Origin of the sequence: Tessaracoccus sp. MC1756 (assembly GCF_014164735.1) — a bacterium.
GTDB lineage: Bacteria > Actinomycetota > Actinomycetes > Propionibacteriales > Propionibacteriaceae > Arachnia.
In genome coordinates this window covers 63506-88337 of sequence record NZ_JACJFZ010000007.1, presented here as the reverse complement: position 1 = coordinate 88337, position 24832 = coordinate 63506, and the positions used below count along the sequence as shown (strand labels likewise).

At 68.8% G+C, this 24832-nt stretch carries 23 protein-coding genes; 17 read left to right on the top strand and 6 right to left on the bottom strand.

Features of this window, described 5'->3' with window-relative positions:
* The first annotated feature begins 41 nt into the window (after positions 1-41).
* A complete protein-coding gene (rpmB, locus tag H5393_RS13510) occupies positions 42-227 on the top strand; it encodes a 50S ribosomal protein L28 (protein WP_076062379.1) in 186 nt (61 codons plus the stop codon).
* A 49-nt stretch (positions 228-276) separates the two neighbouring features.
* Here the strand turns inward: rpmB and H5393_RS13505 are convergent, their stop codons facing one another.
* Complete coding sequence (locus H5393_RS13505; protein ID WP_220488433.1) at positions 277-1476, bottom strand: MFS transporter; 1200 nt, start codon at positions 1474-1476, stop codon at positions 277-279.
* A gap of 38 nt (positions 1477-1514) precedes the next feature.
* On the opposite strand from H5393_RS13505, the gene H5393_RS13500 reads away from it, so the two are divergent.
* From H5393_RS13500 to ftsY, 10 genes are all read left to right on the top strand, one after another.
* Positions 1515-3731, top strand: coding sequence for an ATP-dependent DNA helicase RecG (locus H5393_RS13500; protein WP_182767096.1), 2217 nt, complete (start codon positions 1515-1517; stop codon positions 3729-3731).
* Positions 3728-4303 (top strand): 16S rRNA (guanine(966)-N(2))-methyltransferase RsmD, encoded by a 576-nt coding sequence (gene rsmD, locus H5393_RS13495; RefSeq protein ID WP_182767095.1) that lies wholly within the window; start codon positions 3728-3730, stop codon positions 4301-4303. Before H5393_RS13500 ends, rsmD begins: the two co-directional genes overlap by 4 nt.
* A 30-nt stretch (positions 4304-4333) precedes the next feature.
* Positions 4334-4807, top strand: coding sequence for a pantetheine-phosphate adenylyltransferase (coaD, locus tag H5393_RS13490; protein WP_182767094.1), 474 nt, complete (start codon positions 4334-4336; stop codon positions 4805-4807).
* Positions 4808-4888: 81 nt separating this feature from the next.
* A complete protein-coding gene (locus H5393_RS13485) occupies positions 4889-5437 on the top strand; it encodes a YceD family protein (protein WP_182767093.1) in 549 nt (182 codons plus the stop codon).
* 26 nt (positions 5438-5463) lie between these two features.
* Complete coding sequence (gene rpmF / locus H5393_RS13480) at positions 5464-5655, top strand: 50S ribosomal protein L32 (protein WP_182767092.1); 192 nt, start codon at positions 5464-5466, stop codon at positions 5653-5655.
* A gap of 23 nt (positions 5656-5678) precedes the next feature.
* Positions 5679-6356, top strand: coding sequence for a ribonuclease III (rnc, locus tag H5393_RS13475; protein ID WP_182767091.1), 678 nt, complete (start codon positions 5679-5681; stop codon positions 6354-6356).
* Entirely contained in the window at positions 6349-7188 is an 840-nt protein-coding gene (gene mutM / locus H5393_RS13470) for a bifunctional DNA-formamidopyrimidine glycosylase/DNA-(apurinic or apyrimidinic site) lyase (protein WP_182767090.1), read from the top strand. The genes rnc and mutM overlap by 8 nt, the downstream gene beginning before the upstream one ends.
* Entirely contained in the window at positions 7185-7757 is a 573-nt protein-coding gene (locus H5393_RS13465; protein ID WP_182767089.1) for a GtrA family protein, read from the top strand. Before mutM ends, H5393_RS13465 begins: the two co-directional genes overlap by 4 nt.
* A gap of 1 nt (position 7758) precedes the next feature.
* The gene (gene smc / locus H5393_RS13460) at positions 7759-11319 is read left to right on the top strand and encodes a chromosome segregation protein SMC (protein WP_182767088.1); all 3561 of its coding nucleotides are present in this window, start codon (positions 7759-7761) and stop codon (positions 11317-11319) included.
* 58 nt (positions 11320-11377) lie between these two features.
* Positions 11378-12541, top strand: a complete 1164-nt coding sequence (gene ftsY, locus H5393_RS13455; RefSeq protein ID WP_182767087.1) for a signal recognition particle-docking protein FtsY — start codon at positions 11378-11380, stop codon at positions 12539-12541.
* Here the strand turns inward: ftsY and H5393_RS13450 are convergent, their stop codons facing one another.
* The 3 genes from H5393_RS13450 to H5393_RS13440 form a co-directional block, all read right to left on the bottom strand.
* The gene (locus tag H5393_RS13450; RefSeq protein WP_182767086.1) at positions 12542-13960 is read right to left on the bottom strand and encodes an NAD(P)(+) transhydrogenase (Re/Si-specific) subunit beta; all 1419 of its coding nucleotides are present in this window, start codon (positions 13958-13960) and stop codon (positions 12542-12544) included.
* A 1-nt stretch (position 13961) separates the two neighbouring features.
* On the bottom strand, positions 13962-15497 hold the full coding sequence (locus tag H5393_RS13445) for a Re/Si-specific NAD(P)(+) transhydrogenase subunit alpha (RefSeq protein ID WP_182767085.1): 1536 nt from the start codon (positions 15495-15497) through the stop codon (positions 13962-13964).
* 118 nt (positions 15498-15615) lie between these two features.
* Positions 15616-17757, bottom strand: coding sequence for a RecQ family ATP-dependent DNA helicase (locus tag H5393_RS13440; RefSeq protein WP_182767084.1), 2142 nt, complete (start codon positions 17755-17757; stop codon positions 15616-15618).
* A 138-nt stretch (positions 17758-17895) separates the two neighbouring features.
* Here H5393_RS13440 and ffh point away from each other — a divergent pair, with 138 nt between their 5' ends.
* Both ffh and H5393_RS13430 read left to right on the top strand, forming a co-directional pair.
* Positions 17896-19449, top strand: a complete 1554-nt coding sequence (gene ffh / locus H5393_RS13435) for a signal recognition particle protein (RefSeq protein ID WP_182767083.1) — start codon at positions 17896-17898, stop codon at positions 19447-19449.
* A 34-nt stretch (positions 19450-19483) separates the two neighbouring features.
* The gene (locus H5393_RS13430; RefSeq protein ID WP_370585996.1) at positions 19484-20557 is read left to right on the top strand and encodes an amidohydrolase family protein; all 1074 of its coding nucleotides are present in this window, start codon (positions 19484-19486) and stop codon (positions 20555-20557) included.
* Here the strand turns inward: H5393_RS13430 and H5393_RS13425 are convergent.
* Positions 20550-21482 (bottom strand): hypothetical protein, encoded by a 933-nt coding sequence (locus tag H5393_RS13425; protein ID WP_182767082.1) that lies wholly within the window; start codon positions 21480-21482, stop codon positions 20550-20552. The genes H5393_RS13430 and H5393_RS13425 overlap by 8 nt on opposite strands.
* Positions 21483-21591: 109 nt before the next feature.
* On the opposite strand from H5393_RS13425, the gene H5393_RS13420 reads away from it, so the two are divergent.
* Positions 21592-22803, top strand: coding sequence for a S49 family peptidase (locus H5393_RS13420; RefSeq protein WP_182767081.1), 1212 nt, complete (start codon positions 21592-21594; stop codon positions 22801-22803).
* Here H5393_RS13420 and H5393_RS13415 read toward each other — a convergent pair.
* Entirely contained in the window at positions 22800-23147 is a 348-nt protein-coding gene (locus tag H5393_RS13415; RefSeq protein ID WP_370585995.1) for a metallopeptidase family protein, read from the bottom strand. The two genes, H5393_RS13420 and H5393_RS13415, sit on opposite strands and share 4 nt — an antisense overlap.
* A gap of 271 nt (positions 23148-23418) precedes the next feature.
* Between H5393_RS13415 and H5393_RS14350 the strand changes: the two genes are divergently transcribed.
* The 3 genes from H5393_RS14350 to rpsP all read left to right on the top strand — a co-directional run bounded on the left by H5393_RS14350 (position 23419) and on the right by rpsP (position 24832).
* On the top strand, positions 23419-23568 hold the full coding sequence (locus H5393_RS14350) for a hypothetical protein (protein WP_220488431.1): 150 nt from the start codon (positions 23419-23421) through the stop codon (positions 23566-23568).
* Positions 23569-23589: 21 nt separating this feature from the next.
* Entirely contained in the window at positions 23590-24129 is a 540-nt protein-coding gene (locus tag H5393_RS13410; RefSeq protein WP_220488430.1) for an FAD-dependent oxidoreductase, read from the top strand.
* Between the two features lie 214 nt (positions 24130-24343).
* Positions 24344-24832, top strand: a complete 489-nt coding sequence (gene rpsP / locus H5393_RS13405) for a 30S ribosomal protein S16 (RefSeq protein ID WP_182767080.1) — start codon at positions 24344-24346, stop codon at positions 24830-24832.

Here is a 24832-nt window from a genome sequence, read left to right as displayed (position 1 = left end):
CCTTTTTGAGGTACCCCTAACGAACCAACAAGGAGATTCCAGTGGCTGCCAAGTGTGAAGTTTGCGCCAAGGGACCCGGCTTCGGTCACAACAAGCCCTGGTCGAAGAAGAAGACCAACCGTCGCTGGAACCCGAACATTCAGCGCGTCCGCGCCACCGTCAATGGTGCCGCTATGCGCGTCAACGTCTGCACCTCCTGCCTGAAGGCCGGCAAGGTCGCGCGCTGAGCTGAGACATTCAGACAACCGGCGGTCCGCTGAGCGGGCCGCCGGTTTTCTATTGCCTCCGCCTGCCGGGCAGCCCGATGACGCGTGCCCACGCGGCCATCCACGCGGCGCCGGCCCCGGCCACCGCCGCGACGCTGAACATCGCCACCGGCAGGGATGCCGCCGCGAGCAGCCCGGAGATCAGGAGCGGCCCACCGAGTGCCCCGCCCTGGCTGAACATCGCCCAGATGCTCAGGAACTTCGCGCGGCCCCTCGCCGGGGAGAGATCCGCGCCGATCGTCATGTTGATGCCGGCGCCCAGTCCGTTGCCGACGCTCATCACGACCACCGCCGCGACGAAGCCGAACGACGTGGGCCACAGCGCCGTGAGCGCGAAGCCGGAGCCGTAGACGACCAGGCACACCACCAGGGTGAAGGCCCTGCCCATCGCATCCTTGACGTAGCCCCCCGGCATCATCAACAGCAGTTCGATGCCGGAGCCCAGCGCGACGACGAACGAGATCTGCGCCTCGTTCCAGCCGAGGTGGACACCCCACAGGGCGATGAGGATGGGTTGCGCGATGCGCGCCACGGTCAGGGTGGTCATCGCGATGCCGGCCAGGCTCACGGCCGCCCACCGCACCCCGACGGTGGCCTCGGCTTGTTCGTGCGCCGCCCGGTTGCGCCGGACCTGGGCGTCGAAGTCGCGGTTGAGCTTCTTGATGTACAACATGCCGGTGGCCACCACCGCCATGACGGCGCCCAGGACGAAGACGGACCACAGGGGGAGCCACAGCAGCAGGAGAGCCCCGCACAGCGGGCCGACGAGGTTGCCGGCCCTCATGGTGCCGCCCAGCGCCGTCATGGCGAGGCCACGCTGGGCCTCCGGGACCGTCTCCGCCAGTACCGCCTGGCGCGCCAAGTTCCACGCGACGGCGGCGGGCGTCTGCAATACGAGCGCGCCCACGAACAGCGCCAGGGAGAACGACGACGGGTAGGCCAGCGCCACCACGCTGAGGCCGAAGAGGACCGCCGAGGAGATCGTGGCCAGCGTCATGGCCTTCTTGTCGCCCACCTTGTCGATGACGGCCCCCACCGGCACGGTGACGATGAGCGCGACGGCGCCGAAAAGTGCCATGGTGGCGCTGGCGAACGACTCCGAAGCGCCGAGCTGGAGCAGGGCCAGCACCATGACGGGCAGCATGGCCCCCGCGCCGACCGCGAACAGGAAGGACGGCATGAGGACCGGCCAGAAGATCAGGCGGTACATGATGGCCGATCGTACTGTCCGCGGCGCTCGGTAGGGTTATGCGCATGTGGCGCACCACCATCTACCGCGAACTGAACCGACGTCTCGGAGACGTGGTCGGTGGGCCCACGGCCAAGGAATTCGCCAAGCTGGGCATCCACGCCGTCGACGACCTGCTGCGGCACGTGCCGCGCCGGTACCTGGCCGGCTCAGAGATGTCAGACTTCTCCGGCCTGCGCGTCGGCGAGGACGCGGCGCTGGTGGCCCAGGTCAAGGGGGCCGCCAAGGCCGAATCCAACGGGCAGTTCCGCGTCAACGCCGTCATCACGGACGGGCAGACGGATGTGGACGTCACGTTCTTCGCCCCGCGTGTGAAGAACAACACGTCCTACGGCCGCGCCAGCAACATGGCGGACTGGTGGGTGAAGGAATTGCTCTCCGGAGACAGGCGCGGCATCTTCATCGGCAGGGTCGGCGTCTTCCGTGACCAACTGCAGCTGACGCACCCGGAGTTCGTGATGCTGGACGGCGCCGCCGTGCGCAATCCCAAGACCGAGAAGCAGCAGAACCGCGCCGCCATGAGCCGTGCGGTGCAGCGCTCCACGCTGGTGGGCCTCTACCCGGCGCACGGCAAGCTGCCCACGTGGGTGATCGCGGAAGCCATCCAGATGGCCCTGCCCGCCGTCGCCGGCGACACGCTGCCCCCGTGGGTGGTGCAGGAGGCCGGTGTGCTGCCGTTCCAGGAGGCGCTCACCGCCGTCCACGAGCCGACGGACAGGCAGCAGGCGGAGGTGGGCAAGGCGCGGCTCAAGTTTGACGAGGCCTTCGGCATCCAGTTGGCCATGGCGCACCGTCGCGCCCAGTACGCCGGGGAACTGGCCACACCCCGCCCCCGGCGGGTGGGTGGGCTGCTGGACGCGTTCGACGAGCGGCTGCCGTTCACGCTGACGAAGGGTCAGCTCGCCATCGGCGAGCAGGTCTTCGACGAGCTGGCGCGCCCTGCCCCCATGAACCGCCTGCTGCAGGGCGAGGTGGGCTCAGGCAAGACGCTGGTGGCGCTGCGCGCCATGCTCGCGGTGGTGGATTCCGGCGGCCAGGCGGTACTGCTCGCCCCCACGGAGGTGCTCGCCAAGCAGCACTTCCAGACCATCACGCGCTTCATGGGAGACCTGGGCCAGGGCCGCTCCCTGGGTGCCCATCCCGAGGCGACGGGCGTGGTGCTGCTCACCGGTTCCCGCTCGACGCAGGCCAAGAGGGAGGCCCTCAACGCCATCGTCACGGGCGAGGCGGGCATCGTCGTCGGCACGCACGCCCTGCTGTCGGATCCCGTCGAGTTCTTCGACCTGGGCCTGGTGGTGGTGGATGAACAGCACCGCTTCGGCGTCGAGCAGCGGGCGGCGCTGTCCGCCAAGGCGGAACACAAGCCGCACACCCTGGTGATGACCGCCACCCCCATCCCGCGTTCCATCGCCATGACGGTCTTCGGTGACCTCGAGACCAGCGAACTGCGCGAACGGCCCGCGGGACGCGCGGAGGTGCAGACGGTCTTCGTCGACACCCACCGCAGCCCCACCTGGGTCACGCGCGCCTGGGAGCGGGTGCGCGAGGAGGTCGGCCAGGGGCGCCAGGCCTTCGTCGTGTGCCCGGCGATCACGGCGAAGGAGGGGGAGGGGCTCACCGCCGTGGAGGAACTCGCTCCGCTGCTGGCCTCCGGGCCGCTCGAAGGCCTCCGGATCGGCGTCGTGCACGGCAAGCAACACGTGCAGGACCGCGATGCGGCGATGGCCGCGTTCGCGGCGGGCAGCCTCGACGTGCTGGTGGCCACCACCGTCATCGAGGTGGGGGTGGACGTGCCCAACGCCACCGTCATGGTGATCATGGACGCGGACCGCTACGGCCTCTCCCAGCTGCATCAGCTCCGCGGCCGCATCGGCCGGGGCGGCCACGCGGGCCTGTGCCTACTGCTGGCGGCCATCGGCGACAACCTGGACGCCCACACGCGGCTCACCGCGCTGACCACCACCACAGACGGTTTCGAGCTGGCAGAACTGGATCTGCGGCTGCGCCGCGAGGGTGACGTGCTGGGCGCTGCCCAGTCCGGAGCCGGTTCGCTGAAGTTGTTGCGCGCGTTGGATGATGCGGAGGTCATCACGCGCGCCAGGAAACTGGCCGAGAAGGTCCTGGCGGACCCGCGGTCAGGCACAGACCCGTTGCTGGCAGACCTCATGGCCAAGGCCGAAGAGGTGGCCGCAGCCGAGTGGATGGAGAAGACGTGAGCAGGATCATCGCAGGCCGGGCGAAGGGCCGCCGTCTGGAGACGCCGAAGGGCGACAACACGCGGCCCACCACGGACCGCACCCGGGAGGGCCTGTTCTCCTCGCTGGTCAACTGGTTCGACACCGTGGACCACGACGCCTCGGAGCACCTCAGCGGATGCTCGGTCCTCGACCTGTTCGCGGGCTCGGGGGCCATCGGTCTCGAGGCCGCCAGCCGGGGCGCGCACCCCGTCGTGCTGGTGGAAGCGGACAGGGCGACGGCGGCGCTGATCTCGGCCAACGCCCGCGCCATCCGGGTGGAGGCGGACGTGCGGGCCGCCAAGGCGCAGACGTTCGCCGACGGCACGGACCGGTCGTTCGACGTGGTGATCATGGACCCGCCCTACGGCGTGACCACCGATGAAGTTGAAAAGCTGTTGGCCAGCCTCGCCCGGGGTGTCGTCGCGGAGCGTGGGCTCGTCGTGGTGGAGCGGTCCAAACGCGATCGGGCGCCCGTCTGGCCGCCGGCCTTCACGGAGACGTGGGAGAAGCGCTACGGCGAGACGGTCCTCTACTACGGCTCGGTCGACTGAGCCGCGCGGCCGGGCCGCTAGGGTTGCGGGATGAAGGTTCTGTGCCCCGGCTCGTTCGACCCCATCACGGTGGGGCACCTCGACATCATCGGCCGTGCTCAGGCACTGTTCGGCGAGGTGGTGGTGGCCATCGGCAACAATTCGTCGAAGAAGTACCTGTTCTCGTTCGACGAGCGGGTGGCGCTGGTCGAGGGTGCCACCACGAACCTGGAGGGGATCACCGTCGAAGCGATGGAAGGGCTGCTCGTCGACTTCTGCCGCGAGCGGAGGATCGGGGCAGTGGTCAAGGGCATCAGGTTCGGTGCAGACTTCGATTTCGAGTTGCAGCAGGCCCACATGAACTACGACATGGGGGACCTCGACACCATCCTCCTGCCTGCCGCGCGTGACCACGTCACGATGTCGTCGACGATCATCCGGCAGGTCCACAACCTGGGCGGCGATGTGTCGAGGTACGTGCCGGCGAACGTGGCCGCAGCGCTCCAGACCAGACGCGCACGGTGATTTGGCCGGAGCCTGGAGATTCGGTAGAGTTGGCAGTCGGTCATGACGAGGTCATGGACGGTTAGGCGAAGGGAATCCGACGTGTCACCGGTACAGCAGCACCCCGATCGTCGCTCACACCTTGTTCTCGAGGTGCATGAGCTTGGTCGGAGCGCGGGCTCCACGAAGGTGATCCACGAGACGGTTCCGGCGCCTGCCGACCTTGGCATCGAAGTGATCAGAGTGCCACAGGGCTCCGATATCGAGCTTGATCTCAAGCTCGAAGCGGTGGTCGAAGGCATCCTGGTGACGGGAACCGCAACCGTGCAACTGCACGGCCAATGCGCCCGCTGCCTGGATGACATCGAGGACGAAGCGTCCTTCGATATGCAGGAACTCTTCTTCTATCCCGGCCGCGAGGTCGATGAGGACGAGAGCGTCGTGGTCGACGAAACGATCGACCTGGACGAAACCCTGCGCGACGCTGTGGTGCTCGAATTGCCGTTCACGCCACTGTGCAGCGAAGATTGTCTCGGGCTCTGCCCCGATTGCGGTTTCAACCGCAACGACGATCCCGCTCACAGCCACGGGGAGAAGATTGATCCCCGCTGGGAGAACCTCTCTGGACTGCGCGGCGAGAGCAACAACTGACTTTGCTGAGAATCTAGGAGAAGATCATGGCAGTTCCGAAGCGGAAGATGTCGCGCAGCAACACCCGTTCGCGCCGTGCGCAGTGGAAGACGAGCGTTGTGCCCACGGTTGTGTGCGCCAACCCCGCCTGCCGTGAGCCGCACCTGCAGCACACCGCGTGCCCCGCTTGTGGCCAGTACGGTCCCCGCGGCGAGCGCCGCCAGGTCGTCGAGGCCTGAGCGGGCTCTCCCCGAGCCAGGGGATGAGCAGGCTTGAAGACCAGCTGAAGGAGCTGGGCGTCGAGGTTGACGCCCAGCTCTTTGAGTTGTCTTTTACGCACCGCAGCTTCGCCTACGAGAACGCCCTGCCCTCGAATGAGCGGCTGGAGTTCCTGGGCGACGCGGTCCTGCAGATCGTGGTGACCGAGCACATCGTGCGTAGCTACCCCGAGCTGGCCGAGGGCCACCTCGCGAAACTGCGCGCTTCCGTCGTGAGCTCCGCACCGTTGGCAGAACTGGCCCGTTCCCTTGGACTGGGTGAGCACCTGCGGTTGGGGAAGGGCGAGATCGCCACGCGCGGCCAGGAGAAGACCTCCATCCTGGCGGACACGATGGAGGCCGTCATCGGCGCCATCCACCTCTCTGCAGGCCCGGACGCCTCCGCACGGTTCATCCACCACAACTTCGATCCCCTGATCGCCTCCTCCGCGCACTCCGGTGACTACGCGGACTACAAGACGGTCCTCCAGGAACTCACCGCCGCCAACGGCTGGGGCCTGCCCCGGTACGTCGTGAGCGGCATCGGCCCGGACCACCAGCGCACGTTCACCGCAGTGGTGCACGTGCAGGAACGCGCCGTGGGTGAGGGGACGGCTCCCAGCAAGAAGCGCGCTGAACAGATCGCCGCGCGGCTCGCCGTGGCGGAGCTGACCAGTGCCTGAGCTGCCAGAGGTGGAGGTGGTCCGCCTGGGCCTCCACCGCCACGCCGCCGGCCGCACGATCACGGACGTGACAGTCCACCACCCGCGTCCGGTGCGTTACCACGCGGTGGGTCCGGAAGGGTTCCGTGCGGACCTGGCCGGGCGTCGGATCGACGAGATCCGGCGGAGGGGAAAGTACCTGTGGGCCGTGCTCGGTGAGGACGCCCTGGTGGCGCACCTCGGGATGAGCGGCCAGTTCCGCTTCAACTCCCCGGGCGACGGACTCGTGCGCAACACCCGCGTCGTGTTCCACCTGGACGACGACACCGAACTGAGGTTCGTCGACCAGCGCATGTTCGGTGGCCTGGACCTCCGTCCCGGACTGGCCGCGTGCCCCGTGCCGCACATCGCCCTGGACCCGTTCGACCCAGACTTCGACGACCGCGCCGTCGCCGCCCGCATGCGGGCCAGACGCACGACGGTGAAGCGGGCGCTCCTGGACCAGTCACTGATCAGCGGCGTGGGCAACATCTACGCCGACGAGGCCCTGTGGCGGACCCGCGTCCACTTCGACACCCCGACGCCGGATCTGGGCCCGCGGAAGGCGGTGGAGCTGATCCGGGCCGCGGGCGAGGTCATGGCGGAGGCGCTCGAGCAGGGCGGCACGTCGTTCGACAGCCTCTATGTGAACGTCAACGGTGAATCCGGCTACTTCTCCCGCTCCCTCAACGCCTATGGTCGGGAAGGCCAACCGTGCCACCGCTGCGGCCGCCCCATCGTGCGGCGGGTCTTCATGAACCGCAGCTCCTACCTCTGCCCGGCCTGCCAGCGGGCCCCGAAAGGACGTCAGTGAACGATTCTCAGAAAGCGCGCTACCGCAGGTCGCTCGGGCAGTTCCTGAAGTTCGGCATCGTCGGCGGCTCCGGCGTGCTCGTCAACATGGTGGTGGCCGTGGTGATGAACCGGCTCAACGGCGGCTCCCAGAACGCCCAGGACATCGTCTGGTCCATCCCGGCCAGCGAGTTCAACCTGCGTTTCACCGCGGTCGTCTGGATCGTGGCGTTCCTGGTGGCCAACCTCTACAACTTCCAGCTGAATCGGTGGTGGACATTCAAGAGCACCAAGCACGCCACCTGGTGGGCCGAGTTCTGGCCCTTCCTCGCCGTCGGTTCCGTTGCGGCCGCGGTGGGCCTGGTGATCAAGATCCTGCTCACGAACCCCTCCAGCCCGGTTTACCTCCCGGAGCCCTACTTCCACGAGGAACGCGGCCTCAACTCCCGAGAATACTGGGCACAGCTGATCGCGATCATGCTCACCATGCCCATCAACTTCATCGTGAACAAGGTCTGGACCTTCAGGGCGGTGCGCTCCTCTAAGCTGACGGTGGCAGAGGCTCCCGTCGAAGAGAGACCCACCGTCTGACATGTATCTCAAGAAACTCACCCTGCGTGGGTTCAAGTCCTTCGCGTCCGCGACGACGCTGGTCTTCGAACCCGGCATCACCTGCGTGGTCGGGCCCAACGGGTCCGGCAAGTCGAACGTCGTCGACGCCCTCAGCTGGGTGATGGGTGAGCAGGGTGCCAAGACGCTGCGCGGCGGCAAGATGGAGGACGTCATCTTCGCCGGCACCGCCAAGCGTGCCCCGCTGGGCCGGGCTGAGGTGGAGCTCACCATCGACAACACCGACGGGGCGCTGCCCATCGAGTACGCCGAGGTCACCATCACCCGAACGATGTTCCGCTCGGGTGGTTCAGAGTACGCGATCAACGGCACGCCTGCCCGGCTCCTGGACGTCCAGGAGTTGCTCAGCGACTCGGGCATCGGCCGGGAGATGCATGTCATCGTCGGCCAGGGGCAGCTCGACGCCATTCTGCAGGCCACCCCGGAGTCGCGGCGCGGCTTCATCGAGGAGGCCGCCGGAGTCCTGAAGCACCGCAAGCGCAAGGAGAAGGCGCTGCGGAAGCTCGAGTCGACCAACGCCAACCTCGAGCGCCTCCAGGACCTGGTGGGCGAACTCCAACGCCAGCTGAAGCCGCTCGGCCGGCAGGCGCAGGCCGCGCGCAAGGCAGCGGTCATCCAGGCCGAACTGCGTGACGCGAAGGCCAGGTTGTTGGCTGACGACCTGTCCAGCGCGCAGGCCAAACTGAAGGCCGAACTGGCAGACGAGGCGGCCGCCGAGGAGGCCAAGGCGCGCGCCGAGCAGGCCGTGGCAGAGGCCCAGGCCTCAGAGGAAGCCGCCGAGCGCCGGCTCCGGGCCGCAGCGACCGACTTTGATGCCGCGCAGGAGCAGTGGTACGCGCTGGCCGGCCTGCGCGAACGCGTCACCACGACCATCTCGATCTCGGCAGAGCGCATGCGCGCCGGCGAGAACCAGCCCACGCTCGACGTCGGCGGGCGCGACCCCGAAGCGCTCGAGGCCGAGGCGGCAGACATCCGCGTCAAGGAGCAGGGGCTGCGCCGCGAGGTGGAGGCGGCCAACAGCGCCCTGACGGACGCGACGCTGCGCCGCAACGGCGCCGAGCAGGAACATTCGGCCGCCGAGCAGGCCTACAGCTCCGCGCTGCGGGCGATCGCGGACCGGCGCGAGGGGCTGGCCCGGCTGACGGGGCGCGTGAACTCGATCAAGTCGCGGTTGGAGGCCTCCGACGAGGAGATCGCCCGGCTCGACAACCGCCGGGGAGAGGCGCTGCACCGCGCCGAAGAGGCTGCGGCGAAGTTCCACCACACTGAATCTTCCCTGGCGGGGCTGGGCGCCTCCGAGTCGGACCTCGATGCCGACTACGAGAAGGCCGCGGCCGCGCTGGAAGCGCTCGAGGCCGACGGTGCTGCACTGAAGGCGCGGGAAGCGGACGTGGGCAGGCGGCGGGCCGGGCTGAACGCGCGCGTGGACGCGCTGCGGCTGCTGACCCAGCGCAAGGACGGCTCGGCGGATCTACTCGGGGCCGGCCGCGACGACGTGGTGGGCCGCCTGAGCGACCTGCTCACCGTCACGTCCGGCTGGGAGGCCGCCGTGTCGGCGGCGCTGCGCGGGCTGGCGGAGGCCGTCGTCGTACAGGGCCTCGACGGGGCGATGGCATCGTCGAGACACATGGCTGACAAGGACCTCGGACGGGCGCCCCTCATAGTGGCGGACCGTTCCCCGAACCCGCCAGCGCCCGCTCGGGCGAAGGCCGCGACGGGTACCTCCCTGCTGAGCGTCGTCGAGGCGCCGGAATCGCTCTCGGGTGCCCTTGACCGACTCCTCGGCGACACCGTTGCCGTCGAAACGGCTGAGGAGGCAGCGCAGCTCGTGGGGGAGCACCCCCACGTCAGCGCCGTGACCAGGGCCGGCGACTTCTTCTCGTCCTGGTTGGTCGAGGGCGGCACCGCGGCGGCGCCGTCGCTGCTCGAGGTGCAGGCCGAACTCACCGAGGCCGAGAACGCCCTGGCCGCCGCCGGGCACGAATCGGACCGCCTGAAGTTCGCTGCTGATGAGTTGGAAGAGAAGCTCGTCGCCGCGCGGCGCGCCGAGGCGGACGCGCTGGCGGCCCTGCACGATTCGGATGCCCAGCTCGCCGCTGTCGCCGATCAACTGGGCTCCTTCCGCCAATCGCAGGCCGCGGCCATGAAGGAGGCCGAGCGGCTCGCAGAGGCGATCGAGACGGCGCGCTCCTCCCGCGCGCGCGACGAACAGCAACTCACTGAGCTGACAGACCGGCTGGAGGCCGCGTCGACCGAAGAGGACGTCACGGAGCCGGACCCGGCGGAACGCGACGAGAAGGCCAGCGAGGCCCGTCGTGCCCGACAGGCCGAGATGGACGCGCGGCTGGCCCTGCGCTCCGTCGAGGAACAGGTCAAGGCAATCTCCGGCCGGGCTGAGTCGCTGCTGCGCGCAGCACAGCATGAGCGACAGTCGCGCGCGAAGGCCAGGCAGCGGGCGGAGCACCTGCGTCGCGAGGGGGAGATCGCCCGCGTGGTCAACGACGCGGCCCTGATCCTCGCCGGGCGCGTGGAGGCCACCCGTCAGAAGGCCGCCGCCCAGCGCGACGCCGCGGACGCCGCCAGGCGCGAGGCCGAAGCCGGCACCACGCGGGCCAGGCATGCGTCCAAGGCCGCCTCCCAGCGCCTCGACGAGATCGTGCGCGGCGCTCACCGCGATGAAATGGTGCGGATCGAACACCGGATGCGCATCGAGCAACTCGAGGACCGCGCCCTGAGCGAACTCGGACTCGAGCCGGCGCAACTGGTGACGGAGTACGGGCCGGACCAACCGGTGCCCGTGATCACCCGCCCTGACGGCACGGCGTTGGGCGACGACGAGGAGCAGCCTGAGCCGGTGCCCTACGACAGGGATCAGCAGACCTCCCGGCTCCGGGCCGCTGAGCGGAACCTGGCCGTGCTGGGCCGGGTGAACCCACTGGCGCTCGAGGAGTTCGACGCCATGACGGCCCGCCACCAGTTCCTCGCGGAACAGCTCGAGGACCTGCGCCAGACCCGCACGGACCTGATCGACATCGTCGCCGAGGTCGACAAGCGGGTCCAAGAGGTCTTCGAGGCCGCCTACCGCGACGTGGAGGAGAGCTTCGACAAGGTCTTCGCCCGCCTGTTCCCGGGTGGCGAGGGCAAGCTCGTGCTCACGGATCCCGGCAACTGGCTGACCACCGGCGTCGACGTCGAGGCCCGGCCAGCGGGCAAGCAGGTGAAGCGCCTCTCGCTCCTGTCCGGTGGTGAACGCTCGCTGGTCGCCGTGGCCTTCCTCGTGTCGCTGTTCATCGCCCGTCCCAGCCCCTTCTACATCCTCGACGAGGTGGAGGCGGCGCTCGACGACGCCAACCTCGGCCGGCTCCTGGGCATCTACGAGGAGCTCCGGGCGTCGTCGCAGCTCATCGTCATCACACACCAGAAGCGCACCATGGAGATCGCGGATTCGCTGTACGGCGTGACGATGCGCGGCGACGGCATCTCGACGGTCGTCTCGCAGCGACTCGCCGAAGAAGCCGGCTGAGCCCCCGCTCCCCGCAGCCGCCCGCAGCGGGGACGCGCGTGCCCAGTAGGATGAGCGCGTGGATTGGTTTTTCTGGGTAATCATCGGGATCATCGGCCTCGCGATCGTGGTCGCGGGCATCATCATCACCGTCGACGGACGCAGGCAGCGCCGGCTCGAGGCCGAGACCCGGGCGGAGATCGAACCAACTGATCTTGAACCGCCGGTCGTCGCGCCCGAGGAGGTCGTGGTCGAACCGGCGCCCCCGGTGGTCACCCCTGAACCAGTGGTGGTCGAGCCCGGCATCGAGGCGCCAGAAGCGCCGGCGACGCGCTGGGCGCGGCTGCGCAGGCGGCTCTCCTCCAGCAACAACGCCCTGGCCCGCGCATTGGGGGACCTCCTCAGTGCGGACCGGATCGACGAAGAGGTGTGGGACGACTTCGAGACCACTCTGATCACCTCGGACCTGGGCGTCGGCCCCACCACTGAACTGACGGAGGCGCTCCGCAGGGAGCTCGCCCTCGACGGCGTGGCAGACCCCGTCCGCGCGAAGAACGTGCTGCGCACCGAGCTCCTCAAGCTGGTCGACCCCACGCTCGACCGGTCGCTGAACCTCACCCCCGCCAACGACGGTGATCCTGCCGTCGTCCTGGTCGTCGGCGTCAACGGCACCGGCAAGACCACCACCGTCGGCAAGCTGGCCCGCGTGCTGGTGGCCGAGGACAAGTCCGTGGTCCTGGGGGCGGCGGACACTTTCCGTGCAGCGGCGGCCGAGCAGCTCTCGACGTGGGGCGAGCGCGTCGGCGTCGAGACCGTGCGCTCCGACGAGGGTGCCGATCCGGCGTCCGTCGCGTTCGACGCCGTCGACAAGGGCGCCCGCGACGGCGTGGACGTGGTGATCATCGACACGGCCGGCCGGCTCCACACCAAGACCGGGCTCATGGACGAACTGGGCAAGGTCAAGCGCGTCATCGAGAAGAAGGCCCTCGTCACGGAGGTGCTGCTCGTGCTCGACGCCACCACCGGTCAGAACGGCATGGCCCAGGCCCGCATCTTCGCCGAGGTGGTCAACGTGACCGGCATCGTGCTGACCAAGCTGGACGGCTCTGCCAAGGGCGGCATCGTCATCCAGGTGCAGCGCGAACTCGGCGTGCCCGTCAAGCTCGTGGGGCTGGGTGAGGGTGTCGACGACCTCGCGCCGTTCGACCCCGAGAACTTCGTCCAGGGCATCCTGGGCGAGTGATCAGACGCGGGCTCCGATGGCCGCGACGAGGGCATCGGAGCTCACCTTGGCGTCGCCCAGCAACATGGTGGCGTTGTCCTCGAAGAACAGCGGGTTCTCCACCCCGGAGTAGCCGGGGGCCATCGAGCGCTTGAAGACGATCACCCTGTCGGCCTCCCACACCCGCAGCACCGGCATGCCACTGATGGGCGTGCCCGGCTCCATGGCGGCGGGGTTCACGGTGTCGTTGGCGCCGATCACCAGCACCACGTCGGTCTCGTGGAAGTCGTCGTTGATCTCGTCCATCTCCAGCACGATGTCGTACGGGACGTGCGCCTCGGCCAGCAGCACGTTCATGTGCCCCGGCAGGCGACCGGCCACAGGGTGGATTGCGAAGCGCACCTGGGCGCCGTTGCTGATCAGCCGCTTGGCCAGTTCGGCGACAGGGTGCTGGGCCTGCGCGACAGCCATGCCGTACCCGGGGGCGATGACCACCCGGCGCGCATCGGTGAGCCAGCCCGCCACCTCGTCGACGTTGGTGATGGCGGCCTGCTTCGGGTTCCCGTCGGCGTCCAGGATCGCGACCGCTGCGCCCGAGGAGTCGCCTGTACCGAACCCGCCGAGCAGCACATTGGTGATGGAGCGGTTCATGCCGCGGGCCATCACGACGGACAGGATGATGCCGGAGAGACCGACGATGGTGCCGGCGACGATCAGCAGGTCAGAGCCCACCGCGAAGCCCGATAGCGCCCCGGCCCAGCCGGAGAACGAGTTGAGGAAGCTGACGACCACGGGCATGTCCGCGCCGCCGATGGCGAGCACCATGATGATGCCGAAGGCGTAGCCCAGGAGGTGGGCGATGATGAGCGCCCACAGGTTGGGGCTGATGAGGTGCCAGGCCAGGGAACCGATCAGGCCCAGCACCAGCAGGCCTACGACGAGGTTCTTGGCGGGCAGCGCGGTGGGCTTCGAGGTGATCTTCCCGTTGAGTTTGCCCCAGGCGACGATCGAGCCCGAGAACGTCAGCGAGCCGACGAACACGGCGGCCCATACCTCGACGCCGTGCACGATCTGGTCCGTCAGCGCGGGGTAGCTCTCGACGCCTAGGGCGGCGTTGATACCCACGAACGCGGACGCCTGACCGCCGAAGGCGTTGAACAGCGCGACCAGGCCGGGAAGGCCCGTCATGGCGACCCTGGCCGAGTACAGCAGCCCGACGGCAAAGGCGATCACCAGCGCGATCACCAGCAGCGCGAAACCCAGGAGGTTCCACTGGGCGGCGAACGTCCGGACCACGGTGGCGACGACCGCCAGCGTCATGCCGACGATGCCGTAGGCGTTGCCGGAGCGGGCGGTGGTCTGTTTCGCGAGCCCGACGATGCTGAGGATGAACAGCAGGGCGGCGGCGATGTAGCAGCCGAAGACGAAGGCGTCGAGCACCTCAGGCCTCCTTCGACGAAGAGAACAGGCCCAGCATCCGCTGGGTGATGGCGAAGCCGCCGACGCAGTTGATGCCGGCCAGGACGATGGCGACGAACGCGATCAGTTGGACGTACAACAGGGGCGACGTGAGCTGGGTGATGGACCCGACGATGGTGATGCCGGAGATGGCGTTCGACACGCTCATCAACGGGGTGTACAGCGCCGGCTGAACGCCCCAGACCACGTAGTAGCCCACCACGCAGGCGAGCCCGAAGACGAGGATGTGACTGAGGAAACCACCGGGGAGGAGGAGGGCCAGCAGGAGCCAGGCGGCCACCACGAGCATCAGGCGCCGGAACCGTGCCCACTGATCGGGTGGGGAGGCCTTGGTCACCTGGGCCGGCACCTGGGTCGCCGGGGTCCTCGCGGGGACTGCCGACACCTGGATGGGCGGCGGGGGGAACGTGATCTCCCCGTTGCGGGTGACGGTCATCTGGCGGTGCACCTCGTCATCGAAGTCGACGGTGAGTGCACCGTCGGCCTGCGGGGTGAGGAGTTTGAACAGGTTGACCAGGTTGGTGCCGTAGAGCTGGGACGCCTGGCCGGGGAGACGGGAGGCGAGGTCGGTCCAGCCAATGATCGTCACACCGCCGTCGGTGGTGTAGGTCTCGCCCGGGCGGGTCAGCTCGCAGTTGCCGCCGCCGGCCGCGGCGAGGTCGACGATCACGCTGCCGGGGCGCATGCTTGCCACCATGTCTGCGGTGATGAGCTTGGGGGAGGGGCGGCCAGGGATGGCCGCAGTGGTGATGATGATGTCGACAGTTCGGGCCTGCTCTGCGTACAGAGCGGCGGCCCTGTCGGCGTCGTCTGCGGAGGACTCCTGGGCGTACCCGTCCGCGGAGACCTGCTTGGCCGTGGCGATGTGCAGGAACCGCGCCCCCATGGATTCGACCTGCTCGGCCGTCTCCGGCCGCACGTCCGTCGCGAAGGTCTCGGCGCCCAGGCTGCGGGCCGCGCCCACGGCCGCGAGCCCGGCGACACCAGTGCCGATGACGAACACCTTGGCCGGCGGCACTTTGCCGGCGGCGGTCACCTGCCCGCCGAACATCCGGCCGAACGCGTGGCCGGCCTCTATCACGGCGCGGTAGCCGGCGATGTTGGCCATCGAGGAGAGGGCGTCGAGCGACTGGGCGCGTGAGATGCGCGGCACCATGTCCATGCTGAGCGCCGTCACTCCCCGCTCCGCGAGGGCCTCCGTCAGCGACGAATCGGTGCGGGGATGCAGGAACCCGACGAGCGTCTGGCCCGGCCGCAGGAGGGCGGTCTGTTCCGGAGTGGGGGCGCCGACCATGGCGATGACGTCGCTCTGCCACACCGCCTCGGTGGACACCACCTGAGCGCCCGCCGCGGCGAAGGCGTGGTCCGGGAACGACGCGCGTGCGCCCGCCCCGGCCTCCACCGCCACCTCGTACCCGAGACGTGCCAGATGGGCCACGGTGCTCGGCGTGGCGGCCACGCGCGCCTCCGGCGCCTCGTTGGGAATGCCGATCAACACCGCTGCCTCCTTTTTTGTCCTGACTTGCAGCGGACTCGCTTCTGGAAGGCTACTGGTGGAACCCGCGGCGCGGAAGGGCAGGGGCCCCTTTAGCGGGGGCCGACGACGACCCGGCGTGTCAGGCAACGCTGGCCAGCGCGAAGGGCAGCACCGAGCCGGCCCCGGCCCGGCGCAGCAACCGGCCGGCGACCGTCAGGGTCCAGCGCGAGTCCACCAGGTCGTCGATCAGCAGGACCGGTCCTCCAGCCGCCAGCGACTCCGCCATGGCAGCGGGCACGCGGAACCGGTGCCACACGTCCCGTACCCGGAAGGCGCTGTTGGTTGACCTGCTGAGTTCCTCAGCGCCGGGGTTCAGATCCACGGGCCCGAGCAACGTCAACCTCCCGGCGCGCGCGATGCCCGTGGCCAGCGACTCCACCAGTTGCGGGCGCGACAGGCTGGGCACCCACGCCACCGCGGTGGGCCGCTCCTGCCAGTTCCATTCCTTGAGCACCCGCAGGCAGGCGCCGGCCAGCTCCGCCGGCACCTCGCCGTCGAGGGGCTGCCCGTCAGGACCCGGTGCGAAGAGTTCGCGCAGGGCGTTGCCGTAGCCGAGGTCCGTCAGGCGGGCCACCACCCGCCCCTCGTCGAGGGTCTCGTTGCCGGACAGTTTGCCGCGCATCGTCTTTCCGTCCTCGTCCGTGACGCCCAATTGGTCCAGGCCGGAGGGCCACTGGCCCCGCGGCGCGATGGGCACGCCCACCTGATCGAGCGTCGAGCGCGCCTGCTCCGCCGCTTCGACGGTGACCTCCGTGGGATACCAGGGCCCGGCGCACGTGTCGCACCGGCCACACCTTGCGGACGTGGGGTCGTCGAGCTCCGAGGTGAGGAACTCCATCCGGCAGGATCCTTCGGGCAGGTGCTGGTACTCCACCATGGCCTGCTGCTCCGCAACCCGCGCCGCCGCGATCCGGTCGTAGCGTTCCTGGTCGTAGACCCAGGGCCGGCCGGTCGCCTCCCAACCGCCCTGCACCGCCTGCACGGCGCCGTCGACCGCAAGGACCTTCAGCAGCAGTTCCAGTTGGGAGCGGCGGATGTCGACACGGGCCTCGAGCGCCGGTGTGGAGAGCGGCCGGTTCTCGGCGCCGAGCGCCTCGAGGATGGCGCCGGCCTTGGTCTCCGTCGGCATCGCGTTGGTGGCGAAGTAGTGCCAGATCTCCCGGTCCTCCGTGCCGGGCAGGAGCAACACCTCCGCATGGTCCGTGGCACGGCCCGCGCGGCCCACCTGCTGGTAGTACGCAACCGGAGACGACGGTGCCCCCACATGCACGACGAACCCGAGGTCCGGCTTGTCGAAGCCCATCCCCAGCGCCGAGGTGGCGATCAGGGCCTTGACCTCGTTGTTCTTGAGCGCTTCTTCGGCCGCCACCCGGTCAGCCGGGTCCGTGCGACCGGTGTAGGCGAGCACCTGGTGCCCCGCAGCGCGGAGGGCCGCAGCCGTGTCCTCCGCAGCGGAGACCGTCAGACAGTAGACGATGCCGCTGCCCGGAAGGTCCCCCAGGTGCTGCGTCAGCCAGGCCAGCCGGCGCCAGGACGTGCCCACGTCGAGCACCCCGAGGCGCAGCGATTCGCGTGCCAGGGCGCCGCGCAGCGTGAAGACCTCGTGTCCTCCTGCGGCCATCTGCTCGGCAACGTCCTCGACGACGCGCTGGTTGGCCGTGGCCGTGGTGGCCAGGACGGGCACACCGTCGGGGAGTTCTGCGATGAGGGTGCGCAGCCGGCGGTAATCCGGCCTGAAATCATGGCCCCAGTCGCTGATGCAGTGCGCCTCATCGATCACCAGGAGGCCGGTGCGGGCCATCAGCCGGGGGAGCTGCTCGGCGCGGAAGCGGGGGTTGACGAGGCGCTCCGGCGACACGAACAGCACGTCGACCGAGTCCTCAGCGAGGCGTTCCTCGATCTGGCCCCAGTCTGTGACGTTGGAGGAGTTGATGGCCACCGCGCGCACGCCGGCACGCTCGGCCGCCGCCTCCTGGTCCCGCATGAGCGCCAGCAGGGGAGAGATGATCAGCGCCGGGCCGTGGCCTGCCCTCCTCCTCATCAGGGCGGCGATGAAGTACACCGCAGACTTGCCCCAACCGGTGCGTTGCACCACCAGCGCCCGGCGCCCGTGCTCAGTGAGAGCTTCAATGGCCTCGCGCTGGCCCGGGTGGAACTGCGCGTCCGGCCGGCCGGTGAGTTGCTGGAGGATGCCGAGTGCTTCGTCGCTCATGCCCACCATGGAAGCACGACCGTCGGACAGGCCCCAACGTTATCCACAGCAGCGCCCGGTCTGACCGCATCCGCCGCCGTGGATCAGGGTCGGGGCACCGTTGGGTATCCTGATTCAGTTGCCTCCAACCGTAGAAGGATTGACTCAGTGTTTGACACTCTGCAGGACCGGCTCGCGTCGGTGTTCAAGGGGCTGCGCGCCAAGGGCCGACTGACCGAGGCCGACATCGACGCCACGATGCGCGAGATCCGCATCGCGCTGCTCGAGGCCGACGTCAACCTCGGCGTCGTCAAGGAGTTCGTCGCAGCGGTCAAGACCCGCGCCCTGGAAGTTGAACTGTCCAAGGCCCTGAACCCTTCGCAGCAGATCATCAAGATCGTCAACGAGGAACTGGTCTCCATCCTCGGCGGGGAGGCGCGCACGATCCGCTTCGCGAAGCGGCCGCCCACCGTCATCATGCTCGCCGGCCTCCAGGGCGCCGGCAAGACCACGCTCGCGGGCAAGCTCGCCCGCTGGCTGAAGTCGGAGAAGCACACCCCGCTGTTGGTGGCGGCTGACCTCCAGCGGCCGAACGCCGTGCAGCAGCTCCAGATCGTCGGCGAGCGCGCGGGAGTGCACGTCTACGCCCCGGAGCCCGGCAACGGAGTCGGTGACCCCATCGCGGTCGCCCGGGGCTCCATCGCCCACGCCGAGGCCAAGCTCTACGACGTCGTCATCGTCGACACGGCGGGCCGCCTCGGCATCGACGCAGAGCTGATGCAGCAGGCCGCGGACATCAAGGCCGCCGTCAACCCGCACGAGACCCTGTTCGTTGTCGACGCGATGATCGGCCAGGACGCCGTCAACACCGCCAAGGCGTTCGACGAGGGCGTCGGGGTCGACGGTGTGGTGCTCACCAAGCTCGACGGGGACGCCCGCGGTGGCGCCGCGCTCTCGGTCGCCCGCGTGCTGGGCAAGCCCATCATGTTCGCCTCCAACGGCGAGTCGCTGGCAGATTTCGACATGTTCCACCCGGACAGGATGGCCTCGCGCATCCTCGGGATGGGTGACGTCCTCACGCTCATCGAGCAGGCGGAGAAGACGTTCGACGCCGAAGAGTCGCGTGCTGCGGCTGAGAAGCTGATGAGCAGGAACCAGTTCGGTCTGCAGGACTTCCTCTCGCAGATGCAGCAGCTGCGCAAGATGGGCCCCATGTCGAAGATTCTCGGCATGCTGCCGGGCGCCGGGCAGTTCAAGCAGGCCATCAACGAGATCGACGAGAAGGAGATCGACCGCATCGAGGCGATCATTTTCTCCATGACGCCGAAGGAACGAGACGACGTGGCCATCCTCAACGGCTCGCGCCGGGCCCGGATCGCCCGCGGCGCGGGCGTGGAGGTCTCCGACGTCAACAAGCTGGTCAACCGCTTCGTCGAGGCCCGCAAGATGATGGAATCCATGGCCGGCGGCAAGTTCCCGGGTATGGGCGGGATGCCCGGCATGGGCGGCATGGGCGGCATGCCGGGGATGCCCGGTGGCCGCAAGCCGCAGAAGCAGCAGAACCAGAAGGGTAAGAAGGGTCGCCGCGGCACCGCACGCCCCGCCGGGTCGAACCGCCCGGCGACCCAGCCCGCCGCACCGCAGATCCCGCAGACCATCGACGACTTCCAGCTCCCGCCGGAACTGCAGAAGATGTTCAACGAGAACAAGCCGAAGTTCTGATTCTCGAGCCTGAGGCCAGCCAGAGGAGCGACCCGTGACCCAGCCCCTGCACATCCATGGCACGTTCCTCCCTGAGGAGGAGCCCCGCGACCTCTGGATCGTCGACGGCGTCCTCACCGACGAACCGGTGCGCGACGCCACCATGCTCGCCCGGAACGCTTTCATCGTGCCCGGCTACGTGGACGCCCACTGCCACATCGGGCTGGGCGTCGAAGGCGCGGTCAGCCCGGAGACGGCCCGCCGGCAGGCGACGGAGGACCTGCGCTCCGGCACGATGCTCGTGCGCGACGCGGGGTCTCCGTCGGATACCCGGTGGGTGCACGGCGAGCACGACCTGCCCCGGCTGATCCGCTCCGGCCGCCACATCGCCCGCCCCCGGCGCTACATCCGCTACCTCGGCGTCGAGGTGGAGCCGGACCAGCTCGTCGAACAGGTGCGGCACGAGGCCCGCTCCGGCGAGGGCTGGATCAAGCTCGTCGGCGACTGGATCGAGCGCGGCGTGGGAGACCTCGCGCCGCTCTGGCCGGCGGACATCGCGCAGCAGGCCATCGACGCCGCCCATGCGGAGGGCGCTCGCGTGACCGCCCACTGCTTCGGCGAGCAGGCCGTCCATGAGCTCGTTGCCGCCGGCATCGACTGCATCGAGCACGGCACCGGCCTCAGCGACGAGGGCATCGAGCAGATGGCCGGCCTGGGCACGGCTCTGGTGCCGACCATGATCAATCTGGAGAACTTCCCGATGTACGCCGCTCCGGCACAGGAGAAGTTTCCCAGCTACTACGCCCACATGCACGACCTCCACGCGCGCCGCAAGCAGACCATCGGCAAGGCAATCGAGGCCGGGGTGCCGGTGTTCGCCGGCACCGACGCGGGCACCGTCGTCGAACACGGTCGCATCCGCGACGAGATCGACGCCCTCGCAGAGGTGGGGGGCCGCGCGTTCGCCATGGCCGCCGCCAGTTGGGCGGCCCGCGAATGGCTGGGCGCGGACGGCCTCGAGGTGGGGGCCAGCGCAGACCTCATCGTGCTCGATGCGGACCCGCGCACCAGCGCCGAAACCATCCGTCAGCCGCTGGCGATGGTGCTGCGCGGAGTGGCCCTCAGCTGAAGCGCACCATGTTGTTGAACTGCCAGTCCGTCTTCTGCACGAACCGGCCGTTCTCCAACGCGATGAACGTCGACATCACGAACGAGCGGCACGCATTGCGACCGGTGAGCGCCGTGTCACACTCCGTGCGCCACTGCCGACTGTCGGCGGCGGACCAGCGCACGGTGTAACCCAGGGGGTTGCCCTTCCACAGCGAGCGCGGCGACGCGGCGTAGGTGAGGTTGTTGAACACCCAGCCGGTGGTCTGGACGTAACTGCCGCTGGCGTTCTGGATGGTGGTGGCCTTGATCTCGGTGCGGCAGCGCTTGGTTCGCGAGTAGGGTTCGCATCGGGTGCGCCACTCCCTGCCGTTCAGCAGGTGCATGCCGGGGGTGATGTAGACGTCCAGGCCTGCGGGTGCCGGCTGCGCGCCCACGCGGTAGACCACGGGCAGGCCCTGGTAGCTGGTGCCGAGCTGTGCCTGCAGCAGCGCGACTCCGGCGCTTTCCCCAGCCACCTGCAGGGACCGTTGCGTGAGGCCGGGGGTCGGGTAGATCGCCGCCAACGCCCCGCTGGTGAACGCCGCCGCGTACCGCTTCTCGAGCGCCGCCACGGCCGCCTCGACGGTGGCGTACGGTATCGCAACCGGGGTGAAGCCCACCGTGGTGGCGCCGGCTTTGCGCATCTTCTGGCGCAGATCCTCCTGCATGCTCGGCCAGGTCAGGACCGAACTGTCGAGGTAGGCCAGGTGCGCGGCCGACCCGTGGAGTTCCCATGCGTCGACCGAGCCCGGGAAAATCTGGTTCCACCCGCTGACGATGTCCAGCAGGTGCTGCCCGACCGAGGAGGTGGGGGTGGGGTAGTCGGCCTCAGCCACCGGGCCGGAACCTACGACCAGCGCGAGTGCACTCAGGATCACGGCTGCCCAACGGGTGACGATCTTCATCTGACTACTCCTGATCCGTGGCTCCACCACAGCCGGCGAGAGGTGTTCTTGAATCTACCGGACTGGCGCTCCACTAGGGTGGGCAAGGCTTATCAGGAGGCATCAGGCAGTGAACGACGACAGGCACAACTTTCCCCCACCCTCACCCCGCGAACGCGGCGCCGACATCCAGTCGCCCCATCTCACGCCCAGGCAGGGCCCGCAGGGGCCACCGCCCCTCCCGGTGGGTCCGTCCCCGGCGAAGGGGGCGTTCGCACGGGGCTTCGGCGGCGGGGTCGGGCTCGGCCTGGGTCTGGGCGGGATGCTGCTGGTGACCTCGCTGGTCACCACCCTCATGATGGTGGTGAGCCTCGCGGCGCTCGCCCCGTCAGCGGCGGGCTCCGCGAGCACCGGTCTGACCACGATGTGGGGGAGCGGTACCGACACGTTGCGCGCCGTCAACGTCTCCGGCGCCATCCTGTCCGACGCCTCCGACGGGGCGCTGCTCTCCGCGGGCACCTTCGGCAACGAGGTGGCTGCCCAGATCGACGAACTGACGGCGGAGGACGCCTCGGGGCTGGTGCTGCTGGTCAACACCCCCGGCGGCAGCATCGGTGGGTCGCGCGCCATCAGCGACGCCGTCGACCGCTACCAGGAGCGCACCGGCCACAAGGTACTCGTGCACGTCACCTCCATGTCTGCTTCCGGCGGCGTCTACGCCACGGCGTCGGCAGACGAGATCATCTCGGACCACGGCGCGCTCATCGGCTCCATCGGCGTGATCTTCGGCCCGTTCCGCCAGTACACCGACGTGGTGGCCACCACCGGCACCATCCTCGAATCCGGCGTCACGACCACCGGCGGCATCACCGAGGAATACCTGTCCGCGGGCAAGGGCAAGGACTTCGGCAACCCCTTCCGCCCCATCACGGAGGAGGAGAGGGCCCACTACCTGGCCGGCCTCGACGTCGAGTACGACAACTTCGTCTCCCACGTGGCCACGCATCGCGACATGCCGGCAGAGAAGATCACCGGACAGTTGGGGGCGTACCTGTTCGACCCGGAGACGGCGAAGGAACACGGCCTCATCGACGACATCATGGGCCGCGACGCCTTTTTCCGGCACGCGGCGGAGGCCGCCGGTCTGGACCCGGACAACACCCGCGTCGAAGCCACCCGCCAACCCACGGCGTGGGAAGCATTGCTGGGCGCCCAGCGGGCCTTCGGTGAGGCTCCCGCCGTCGGGCAGGGGCCAGGCGTGGTGCCGGCGGTGAGCCGCGCCCTGTGCGGCGGGGGACAGCCGCTGGCGTTCTCCGGCGAACTGGCCGCCGTCTGCGGCTAGCCCCAACCCAGCTCGTGGAGCGAGTCCTCTTCGATGCCGTGGTAGTGCCCCAACTCATGCACGAGCGTGATCCAGATCTCCTCGTAGAGATCCTCCTCCGTCTCGCAGAGGCGGGTCAGCGGGCCCTGGAACAGCACGATCCGGTCGGGTAGCTGACCGTAGCCGTAGGTCTCGCCACGGTCCGTCAGCGAGGTGCCTTCGTACCAGCCGAGCGTGTCCGAGCCGTCCTCAGGTTCGTCCTCGATCACGAACACGAGATTGTCCAGATGCTCCGTGAGACGCTCGGGCAACATCTCGAGCGCCTCCTCGACGAGCCCTTCGAACACATCCCCACTGATCTCCACGGACCCGATCCTATGCGCGCCCGCCCAGCCCGAGTGCGCACGCCCGGTGCTTGATGGCTTCCCGCTTCGGGAAGCCGAACACACCGATCGCGCGGGTCACGAGGCCTCCGATGTCGCCTTCATGGGACGGCGCTGGCCCTGACCAGTCGATCCTCGACCAGAGCCGCCGGGGGTGGGCAAGCCCCGCTCCCGGCGGTCTGCGTCCAGGGACATGTGCCCTGTTCACCGCATTCATCCCGGCATACTATGTGCCAAAGATCGGAGGCTTTTCATGGTCGAAAAGTTGAGGTTGCTGAGCAAGGAACTGGTTGCCGAGGGCACCATGGCCTTCCATTTCGAGAAGCCCGCGGATTTTCAGTTCCGCGCGGGTCAATACGGCGAATTCACTCTCCTTGATCCTCCGGAGACCGACGAGGAGTGAAACTCCCGCATCTTCTCGCTCGTGCAGGCGCCGCATGAGGGCGAGCTGGTCCTCGCCACGAGACTCCGGGACAGTGCCTTCAAGCGGGTGCTCAGGGAATCTCCCGTCGGCACCGAAGTGAAGTTCGACGGGCCCTGGGGTGACTTCAGGCTGCACAAGAAGGAGTCCACGCCGGCCGTCTTCCTCATCGGCGGCATCGGCGTGACGCCCGTGCGCAGCATCATCTCGCAGGCGACCCACGACCGGACCGGGCACCAGCTGCTGCTCATCCACGCGAACGAGGACGCCAGCGGGGCGCCGTTCGTCGCCGACTTCGAACGGTTCGCGGCCGAGAACCCCAACTTCACCTACGTCCAGACCCTCTCCACCCCGACTGAGGACTGGCCGGGGGAGGTGGGCCGGATCGACGACGCGATGCTGCGCCGCCACGTCGCAGACCTCGCCGCTCCCATCTACTACCTGTCGGGGCCGGCGGGTATGGTCAAGGCCATGCGCGGACTAGTCGTGGAAGCCGGCGCAGACGAAGACAACATCCGCACCGAGGAGTTCTCGGGTTACTGACCGCCCTCGCCGGGTGTGTGCGTCACGGGCACCTGGAACCGGTGTTTGGGCCAGAGGGATCGTTTCTGGCAGAATGGCGGATGCACCTCGTCGAGGCGTGCCCTCTCACGCGCCCGGCAGGACCCTTTGGTTTACGTGCAACGTGCCCCACACGTCGCGCGGCACCTTTCGACACAGCCTCCTAGAGGCAGATACAACAGGAGACCCCACACACGTGGCTACCAAGATTCGTCTGAAGCGTCTCGGCAAGATTCGCTCGCCCCACTACCGCATCATCGTGATCGACGAGCGCGCCAAGCGCGACGGTCAGGCCATCGAAGAGATCGGTCTGTACCACCCGAAGAACGAGCCCAGCCTCATCCGCGTTGATTCCGAGCGCGTGCAGTACTGGCTCGGTGTCGGTGCGCAGCCCACGGAGGCCGTGGTGGCCATCCTGAAGCGCACCGGTGACTGGCAGCAGTTCTCCGGCGACACCTCGCCGTCCGGCGTCCTGCCGCAGCGTGAGCCCCGTGACCGCGACGCCGCGTTCGCAGCCGCCCTCGCCGAGGATTCCGACGCTTCCGCGCCGGCCATCTCGAAGGCCAAGAAGAAGGCCGAAGAGGAGGCTGCCAAGAAGGCTGCTGCAGAAGCCGCCGCCGCTCAGGCCCCGGCCGCAGAGGCCACCCCGGCCGAAGATGCCGAGGCTCCCGCCGAAGAGGCCTGA